8 protein-coding genes and 1 other RNA gene are annotated in these 9,495 nt (G+C 55.6%); 5 read left to right on the forward strand and 4 right to left on the reverse strand.

The window, feature by feature from the left end:
* Positions 1-165: 165 nt before the first annotated feature.
* The 3 genes from V6D20_05010 to ffs all read left to right on the forward strand — a co-directional run bounded on the left by V6D20_05010 (position 166) and on the right by ffs (position 2,476).
* The gene (locus V6D20_05010) at positions 166-1,485 is read left to right on the forward strand and encodes a pitrilysin family protein (GenBank protein ID HEY9815149.1); all 1,320 of its coding nucleotides are present in this window, start codon (positions 166-168) and stop codon (positions 1,483-1,485) included.
* Between the two features lie 4 nt (positions 1,486-1,489).
* Entirely contained in the window at positions 1,490-2,353 is an 864-nt protein-coding gene (locus V6D20_05015; protein ID HEY9815150.1) for a fructosamine kinase family protein, read from the forward strand.
* A gap of 26 nt (positions 2,354-2,379) precedes the next feature.
* Positions 2,380-2,476: signal recognition particle sRNA small type (gene ffs / locus V6D20_05020), an RNA gene on the forward strand.
* A gap of 250 nt (positions 2,477-2,726) precedes the next feature.
* Here ffs and trpD read toward each other — a convergent pair.
* From trpD to V6D20_05035, 3 genes are all read right to left on the reverse strand, one after another.
* Positions 2,727-3,800 carry an anthranilate phosphoribosyltransferase gene (trpD, locus tag V6D20_05025; protein HEY9815151.1) on the reverse strand — a complete coding sequence of 358 codons (1,074 nt, stop codon included), beginning with the start codon at positions 3,798-3,800 and terminating at the stop codon, positions 2,727-2,729.
* Positions 3,801-3,878: 78 nt separating this feature from the next.
* A complete protein-coding gene (locus V6D20_05030; protein HEY9815152.1) occupies positions 3,879-5,039 on the reverse strand; it encodes a DegT/DnrJ/EryC1/StrS family aminotransferase in 1,161 nt (386 codons plus the stop codon).
* A gap of 138 nt (positions 5,040-5,177) precedes the next feature.
* Positions 5,178-6,998, reverse strand: a complete 1,821-nt coding sequence (locus V6D20_05035) for a hypothetical protein (GenBank protein ID HEY9815153.1) — start codon at positions 6,996-6,998, stop codon at positions 5,178-5,180.
* A 360-nt stretch (positions 6,999-7,358) separates the two neighbouring features.
* Between V6D20_05035 and V6D20_05040 the strand changes: the two genes are divergently transcribed.
* Together V6D20_05040 and V6D20_05045 are read left to right on the forward strand one after the other, a co-directional pair.
* Entirely contained in the window at positions 7,359-8,057 is a 699-nt protein-coding gene (locus tag V6D20_05040; protein HEY9815154.1) for a response regulator transcription factor, read from the forward strand.
* Positions 8,050-9,144 (forward strand): HAMP domain-containing sensor histidine kinase, encoded by a 1,095-nt coding sequence (locus tag V6D20_05045; protein HEY9815155.1) that lies wholly within the window; start codon positions 8,050-8,052, stop codon positions 9,142-9,144. Before V6D20_05040 ends, V6D20_05045 begins: the two co-directional genes overlap by 8 nt.
* Positions 9,145-9,233: 89 nt before the next feature.
* Here V6D20_05045 and V6D20_05050 read toward each other — a convergent pair.
* The coding region (locus V6D20_05050) for a hypothetical protein (protein ID HEY9815156.1) at positions 9,234-9,495 on the reverse strand (262 nt) is incomplete at its 5' end.

The raw sequence follows: 9,495 nt of genomic DNA on the forward strand, positions 1-9,495 counted from the left end.
ATGTATCGGACAAGACCCCATTTAGGTGTGTATGGTAAAAGGTGCGATCGCTCCCCGGCGAGATCAGAATCCTCTGGATTTCTGCGGATCTGGTCAGTCAGCCTACTGCGCGGACGCATCATTGACAATTAAGATAGATGAAGCGGTACCGCTCCATAGGTGTTTATGACGTTTACGCTAACTGGGTCAGATTCGATTACTGGCTTGACTGCTCCAACGGTTCATCGGTTATCCAACGGGTTAACCATTGTGGCAGAGCAAATGCCCGTTGAGGCCACCAATCTCAGTCTTTGGCTAGGAGCCGGGTCAGCCGTTGAGTCCGATGACATCAATGGCATCGCCCACTACCTAGAACATATGATTTTCAAAGGCACGCGGCAACTGCCGACCGGGCTCTTTGAGCGCACCGTTGAACAGTGTGGAGGGGCCACCAACGCCGCCACCAGTCAAGACTATACCCACTACTACATCACCGCCGCCCCCGACGATTTTGCCACCCTAGCTCCCCTGCAAATCGAGATGGTGCTGAATGCTGCCATTCCCGATGATGCCTTTGAGCGAGAGCGATCGGTCATTCTCGAAGAAATTCGTCGATCCCACGATAATCCTCGCCGCCGTAGCTTCTACCGATCCATGGAAGCTGCGTTTCAGCACTTACCCTATCGCCGTCCGGTCTTAGGGCGCGAAGAGGTCGTCCGATCGCTCACGGCGCAGCAGATGCGCGAGTTCCATCACACCTGGTATCGCCCCCAGTCCATCACGGCTGTGGCTGTGGGTAACCTGCCGGTGGAAGACTTGGTGAGCATTGTGTCCGATGGGTTTGATGCCGCTTTATCAGAGCGATCGCTCCAGGATCGTCCCCTGGAGATCGAACCATCCCTGACTCGGCCGTCCTACCTAGCCGCCGAGCAACCCTTTGAAACTATTCAGCGCTACGACTACGAAGATCCCACGCTGCAGCAGGCCCGGTTAAGCCTGATGTGGCGGGTGCCCGGTATGGATGAGGTGCATCACACCTATGCGTTGGATGCGATCGCCTATATCCTGGGTCAGGGGCGGACAGCGCGACTGGTGCGCGATCTACGGGAAGAACGGAAATGGGTGACCAGCGTATCCGCCACCAATATGACCTATGCGCGGCAAGGCATCTTTCAAATCACCGTGCAGTTGCCGGCAGCAGCCATTCCTGAGGTTGAACAAGCGATCGCCAACCACCTGCAATCGCTCCAGACAGATGTTATTCAAGACGAAGAGCTAGAGCGGGTGCGCACTCTGGTTGCCAATCAATACATTTTTGGTAACGAGACCCCTAGCAATCGTGCTGGACTCTACGGCTATTACCACACCCTTGTGGGTGACCTTACCCCAGCGCTGAACTACCCGGCCCGCATCCGCGCCCTGGATGCCATCGATCTGCAGCGTGCTGCGCAGCAGTATCTCTCACCGCAGGCCTGCGGCATTGTTGTTTCCAAGCCAGCCTCCTAGCCCCATGTGGACTGATATTGCCACCCACATTAGTCAAACTACCGATAGCCCCTTTCAGGTCAAGCACCACCGTCCTGTCGGCGGGGGCTGCATCAACCAGGCCTATGCCCTCGACGGGGGCGATCGCGCCTTTTTTGTGAAGCTCAACCAGGCTAGCCAAATCGGCATGTTTGAGGCCGAGGCCTTGGGGCTCAAGCAAATCTACCAGTCCCAAACTATCCGCGTTCCACGGCCCATTTGCTGGGGAATTACCGATAGCCGGTCTTACCTGGTGCTGGAGTGGCTGAATTTTGGCTATGGCACCCATCAATCCTGGGACGATATGGGGCGGAATCTAGCGGCAATGCATCGTGTGAGCAGCGATCGCGGCTTTGGCTGGGATCAATCCAACACCATTGGCGCAACTCCCCAGCCCAATCCCTGGACCCAGAGCTGGCTCGACTTTTTCCTTGAGCATCGCATGGCGCACCAGTTCCGCCTAGCCGCCCGCCGAGGGGGCCATTTTCCTCAGCAGGCCGCACTCATGGCCGCCATTCCCGACCTACTAGCAGGCCATCATCCCCAACCCTCCCTCGTCCACGGCGATCTTTGGTCAGGGAATGCCTCGGTCACCGTAGACGGTGAACCCGTGATCCTCGATCCAGCCACCTACTTTGGCGATCGCGAAGTGGACATTGCCATGACGGAACTCTTCGGTCGCTTTCCTAACGAATTTTATAGCGCCTACCAGGCCGCCTATCCCCTCGACCCCGGCTACGATCGCCGCAAACCCTTGTATAACCTGTATCACGTCATCAACCACTTCAACCTCTTTGGTGGTGGTTATGAGTCGCAAGCCAACAGCATGATTGCTTCTCTACTACGATAGGCCACCGCCTATGTTATGCTAGAGATGACTCGGACTCATGCAGTTACAACGCCTCAATCTTGTCAGGGCCGGAAGGCAGCAGCAATACGGGATGCTTGTGATAGGCGTGAACTCCGGGTCACCTTTGTTTTAAACCAAGGTTTGACCTCGACATCTCTTCACCGTTTGGTCAACCGCAGTCATTGAATCCCGCGACAGAATCTCAGCTTGGCTCAGCCTCGGTCGGTATCTGTCTCAAGTCAAAAGGCGGTGCGTTACGGCTTCGAGCACCTTACAGGAGATGCAACCGGCCCGGCGGCATCTCCTTCATGTGAGCTGGTCGAGGTAGAGTTGTCGGTGTCTCTGAGGTTGAGTCCGAGAACCGCGATCGCCCCTAGCCCTTGAGAAACTCCACGAGTTCCTGCAGTTTCTCCCAGGCAGCACCGCTTTCCAAAATGGCCCGCGCATGGTCAATACCTTGACGGTAGGCAGCTTGGGGCGTCTCAGCAGCGATCGCTCCCCCTACCTGCAACGCCAAGGCCGCATTCAGCGCCACCACATCCATTTGGGCCGCCGTGCCTTTGCCCTGGAGGACTGCCGAGAGAATCTCCACGTTCTCCGAGAGTTCTCCCCCCTTCAGAGCCTCCGTCGATGCTGCCGTCAGACCCAAGTCTTGGGGATTGAGGGTCAGGGTTTCCACCCGTCCTTGGCTGACGACTGCTAGATCGGTGACATCGGCTAGACCAGCTTCATCGAGCTTTTCCCGACCGTGCAGGACAATCGCCTGCTCCATGCCCAGTTGATTCAACGCCTCCGCCATCACCGGCACCAAGGCCGAGTCAAACACCCCTAGCACCTGTCCCGTAGGCTTGAGGGGATTGACCAAGGGGCCCAGCAGGTTAAAGACCGTTCGCACCTTCAGGGTCTTGCGAATCGGTACTACTGCCTTCATCGCTGGATGCCAGCCCGGAGCAAACAGAAAGGTAATGCCGACCTCTTGCACTGCCTCCTGCACTCGATGCAAATCGGCACCCAAATGAATCCCCAAGGCATCCAGCACATCGGCTGAGCCCACCTTGCTCGACGCAGCCCGGTTACCATGCTTGACCACAGCAACGCCCGCTGCCGCTGCCACAAAGGCCACGCAGGTGGAAATATTAAACGTCGATGCGCCATCGCCCCCGGTGCCGCAGGTATCAATGCGAGGCGTTGGCAGAGCATCGAGGGTGAACTGCTCTCCCATGGACTGGGATTGCAGCACCTGGGCCATGCCCGCCAGCTCGGTGGCGGAAACACCCTTGGCTTGAATGGCTGCCAGAATGGCCCCCGACAACACCGGCGGAATGGCATCTTCCAGCCATCCCTGCATCAACTCCGCCGCCTGCTGGCGATTGAGGGATTGGCGATCGAGGAGTTGGGATAAACAAGATGACCAGTCAACAGCGGTTGAGGAAGAAACGGCACTCATAACGGTTATGTGATAAAACAACAGGCGGATGGCATCCCTGCAAGGCAAGCGTCGGATTTGCCTAACTCTCCAGCAACACTAGGCAGGCGTCTTGAGAACCTGGGCGACTGCACCGGCCAAGGCCGATCGCACGCCGCTGACCACGTGATCTTGCTGGGCTGGGGTGAGTTCAGGGAACATGGGTAACGATAGCACCTGTTGGGCCACCTGTTCGACCACGGGCAACTGTCCCGCTGGATAGCCCAACTCTGCATACACCGGCTGTTGGTGCAGCGGGATAGGGTAGTAAATCATCGAACCAATGCCTTGGGCTTGCAACTGCTGGCGGATCGCTTGGCGCAGGTCAGGGGTAGCCGTCTCGGCCGTGAGCCGCAGGGTGTATTGATGCCAAACGGCCTGCCCACCGGCGATCGCCCTCGGAGGATCTACGCCGTCCATCTTCGACAGGGCGCTGTAGTAACGGTCAGCGATCGCCTGCCGTTGAGCATTCCAGCCATCCAGATAGCGCAGTTTGATGGTCAAAATAGCAGCTTGGATGGCATCTAGGCGGCTATTGATCCCAACGACCGTATGGCGATAGGTTTGGGGTTGTCCATGGTTGCGCAGGAGGCGGATTTTTTCAGCGATCGCCGCATCAGACGTGGTCACCGCTCCGCCATCGCCGCAGGCTCCCAGATTTTTGGTGGGGTAGAAGCTAAAACAGCCGACATGGCCAAAACTACCCACCTTCTGCCCCTGCCAGGTTGCTCCCGTCGCCTGGGCACAGTCTTCAATGACGATCAGATTATGGGCTTGGGCGATCGCCATCAGCCGAGTCATATCCACCGGCTGCCCAAACAGATGCACGGGCATGATGGCCTTGGTGCGATCGGTGATGGCGGCTTCCACCTGATTGAGATCTAGATTATAGGTTTGGGCATCAATATCCACAAACACAGGGGTCGCCCCTACCGCGCTGATCATCTCCGCCGTGGCAATGAAGGTAAAGGGCGTCGTGATCACCTCGTCGCCGGGGCCAATATCGTAGGCCCGCAGCGCCAACAGTAGGGCATCGGTGCCGGAATTGCAGCCAATGCAATCCGCCGTACCGACATAATCGGCAAACTGCTGCTCAAAGGTTTGCACCACAGGGCCATTGATATACCGCCCAGAGGCGAGAATGTCCGTCACCGCTTGGCGGATGTCGGGCTCCAAAGTTTGATATTGCTGCGTTAAATCTAACGGTGGAATATAGTTCACTCGCTTACACCACAATCATGTTGTATCAGACAGCCACAGGCTATTGGGATCATGCCAGAAATCTGGCGATCGCGCTGAGTCTGCCAAAGAACATCCCAAGAGTCTTAGCCTAGGAACCAGCAAGACGACCTTAGAACTTCAATCGTCTTGGCTGGGAGACGGGGCTGGCTCTTGATCCAAGACCTCGATGTAGGCAGGGGGTACATAGCCAGACAGACTCGGCACATAGCGCCCAAATAGGCTACCGTCGGCATTGTACACATCAATCTCAACCCTAGCCGCATTACCGACCTGAGCAACTTGATGAAGGATGGTATCCATGGAAGCGGATAGGGGCATCGAGGCGGAGGTTGGCTGGGGGAAACTGGCTGCATTTGCTTGATACGTAGGCGTTAATCGCAACTGCACCTCTTCGCGACTGACCTGAAACGTACAGCGGGCATTATCGCCACCGCAGAGTTTATTCAACTCAGTTTCGGCGGTTTGGGCAGCGATCGCCATTTGTAGATTCTGCCTTGCATCTTCTAGGGCCAGGGCATAGGAATTCACCAACGGCTGCACCTGGTCATGGTAGGACGAATCCGTCGGCACCTGCTGGGCATTGGTTAGCGCGTTCTGCCAAGCCGCCACTGCCTGAGACCACTGCTCTTGCTGCTCATAGGTCGCCGCTTGATCGGCCAACTGTAAGGATTGTCGATAGACCGTGGTGGATAGTTCCTCTTGGCTGAGGCGATCGCGCAGGGTTGCCATACGGGTACTGTAGAGCGACAGAAGCTGCTGGGCCTCGGCATGACTCATGGTGTGAGCTGGCACAGGCTGCAACATTTCCATAGCAATTTGCCAAGCCGTATAGGCACTCTGCCACTGCTCTGGGGAATCGCTCCCCGCCTCTTGCTCCGTGGCGCGCTGGGCCATTTCCCTCGCCGACCGTACCCGACTTTGGGCCTCCTGCTCCATCTGAATGCGCTGGTTGATGGCCGCCAGATTGCCGCGATATTCCTCTAGCTTCTGCTGCGCCAACCCATGCATCGGACTATCGGCAGGCACCTCCTCCAACTGGGCGATCGCCGACTCCCACAAGTCGCGAATGTCTTCCCAGGTCGCGATCGGATGGGGCGGATTCTGGCTCCGCTGAGCCGCTGCAAAGGCATCTGCTTGAGCATCGACTACACGACCCACCACCTTGACGTGGTCATCATAGCGATCGCGTTGGGCCAAGGCATCCTCGTAATAGCCAGACCACTGAGGCACCACCGTCGTCAGATAGCTAGCCTCCGTCAGTTGCTCATAGATAGCCTTGACATCCGCAGCCGATGTAGCCGATGCCATCTGCCCTTGGGACTGGGTGAATAGCTCCTCGGCCTGCAGCAGTGGGCGACAGCTTCCTAGCATACAGGGACGACTCAGCACATAGGCCGCCACCCCCGCCACTACGACTAGCCCCGCCACCGCAGCACCTAGCCGCCAAGGCAGTCGCTTAGCGGGACGCTGCGATGGAGACGATGATTCATCTGGAGGCTCCTCATCCTCCACCATGGCAGACTCAGGCATGGCAGACTCGGACACCCAGTTCGACAGCTCATCCTCAGAAAGCAAATCAGCGGTCTCATCGTCCGTGAGTGCTTCAATGGGAGCGATCGCTTCTATCTGAAAGGGATGGAATGCATAGGGTTGGGGCTGCTCCGCCACCCGTAAGTAGAGCTGCACCGCCAGCATAGAAACATCGGTCAGGAACGGATGCAGTAAATCGTTCGTCTGAGCATTGAGTGCTTTGCGCAAAGTCGAAAAGGCTCGCTTAGCATCCAGCGAAATATCTGGGGGATGCTGAGCCAGCACCAACAGTTTTTCCTGTTTGATCACACATCGCACCTCGACCGGTACCGGTACCTCTTGTTGCAGAGTGTCTTGTAGGTACTGACCGAGCGATCGCAGTTGGGATTGGTAAGATGCCGTTTCCATCACGCTAAACCTACGATGTTAAGCCAGCGACAGCGGGAGACCATTGATACTTAAACATACCTCTCATACCCCTAGAATCTAACCACTATCAGGATACAAGGGCAGAGCCGAAGACGCACCAGCGTTCAACGATATACTAGACACAATTTGAACCTATTTCAGCTTAAGCATTCATTCACAAAACTGCCACTAGCCTATTCTCTCACCCATAGTTGCGTCCCTAACCTGGCATGAGAGGCTAGGGTGGTATCAGGGATCGTGTATGACCGGCCGCGATCGCTTCGGTAACCTTGTTCACCGCTCCACGATGAGAAAACACGAGGTGCAGCCCAGGGGAATGCAGCGTCTTAGAGGTTTGGTATGAACATTCTCATTGTTGAAGACGAGGCAGATATTAGCCAATTGATCCGACTCTATTTGGAGAAAGAAGGCTTTACCTGCGCAGATTGCCGGGATGGGCTTACGGCCATCCAGCTCTTTCAAGACCAGCAGCCTGATTTGATTATTCTCGACTTGATGATTCCGGGTTTAGATGGCCTAGAAGTCTGTGCCCGCATTCGCCAACAGCCGGGCAGTAAGGATCCCTTCATTCTCATGCTAACGGCCAAGGGAGAAGAACTCGATCGGATCATTGGCCTGTCCACCGGCGCAGATGACTATATGGTCAAACCCTTTAGCCCTCGGGAACTCGTTGCTCGGGTGCGGGCTCTGCTGCGGCGATCGCTCCGCCATGGCTCCCAAGGGCAGATCTATGAAACGCCTAACTTCTGGGTGGATCTCGATCAACGTTTAGCCCAGCGACAGCAGGACGGTCAACTCACCCCCCTCGATCTCACCACCCTAGAGTTCGATCTATTGTCCATGTTCATCAGCTATCCAGGGCGGGTGTGGAGCCGTAGCCAAATTATCGATCGCATCTGGGGCAGCGATTTCTATGGCGATGAACGGGTTGTGGATACTCACATCGCCCGCCTGCGCAAAAAGATTGAGCTGGATCCTGCCCAGCCTACGTTCCTCAAAACCGTCATTGGCGTGGGGTATAAATTTGAAGATGGCTAACTGGGGATTGCGATCGCGCCTATTTTTCTCCCACATCATCGTCATGGTGATGGGACTGAGTGTGCTGATTATCATGGGCAAATTTTCATCCCCGCGCTTCTTCATCATCTATCTGCGGCAAATTGAAGGTGAGGGCTACACCGTGCAACAGGTGCGTACTCGGCTCATCCAAGGCTTTGAAACCGCTTGGAGTCGGGGGGCTTTGTGGTCTGTGGTGGTAGGAGCATCTGCTGCTGGCGGGCTGAGCTACTGGTCATCTCGCCGCATCATGCAACCGCTGGAACAGATGGAGAGAATCACCCAGAAATTTTCCACGGGACACATGGATGCCCGCGTCCCCTCTAGCGAAATTCCCGAACTCGATCGCCTAGCTTCGGGCTTCAACCGCATGGCTGCCGATCTTGAAGGGGTCGAACAACGGCGGCGGGATCTAGTGGGCGATCTCGCCCATGAATTACGCACGCCCTTGACTATCGTAGAAGGCTATCTGGAAGGTCTAGCGGATGGTACCTTACCTGCCTCTAATGATATCTACCAAAAACTTACCCGAGAAACGCGGCGGATGCGACGATTGATCAATGATCTGCAAGAATTGTCTAAGCTAGAAGCTGGCTCTTTGCCCATCAATGCCATCCCGCTGAATCTACAACCGCTGCTGAACACGGTGATTGAACGATTTTCCAGTCAACTCACTGATGATAGTCCTACCTTATCCCTCGATTGTCCTACAGATATTCTCATGGTGCTTGCAGATGCTGAACGGGTGGAGCAAATTCTCGGCAACTTGATTGGCAATGCCCTGCGCTATACTCCTGCTGGCACCATTACGGTGCAGGTGACTGCTGAAGCAACTCAGGTATGGATTGCGGTCATAGATACAGGCATCGGCATTGCGCCGGAAGACTTGCCCCATGTTTTTGAACGGTTTTGGCGCGCCGATCGCTCCCGCGATCGCCATTCTGGGGGCAGCGGTATCGGTCTGGCCATCTGCCGCCGCCTGGTAGAACTCCAAGGTGGCGTAATTGAGGTTACTAGTGATCTGGATCAGGGCAGCACATTCCGATTTTGTCTACCCATAGCAACCTAGCGATCTTTAGTCGAGAGCGATCGCTTTTCTGTTTTCTATGATTGGGGGAGCATAGCGTAATACAGTTCTTGGCAGCCCCTATTAGAGTATTAAGACCAAGATAGTTCATTCATCAACTTGCTAAAGTCGTTAGCTACAGCCTCAAATCTTTCATAAGATCCTTCGAACATACCACCTTTAATCGGCAGCCACTGTTCCTTTTGTTTAGTAGCCTCATTAACAACTTTATGAAAAGGTGATTTGTCTCCGCTTGTGTACTTCCAAGTAAACCTGCCAAATGGTCCCCATGCGGAGCCATCGGTTTGCTTTCTAAGATCGGCAACGGCTAAAGCATATAGAACTTCAAACTCA

This window comes from Candidatus Obscuribacterales bacterium (genome assembly GCA_036703605.1).
Classification (GTDB): Bacteria; Cyanobacteriota; Cyanobacteriia; order RECH01; family RECH01; genus RECH01.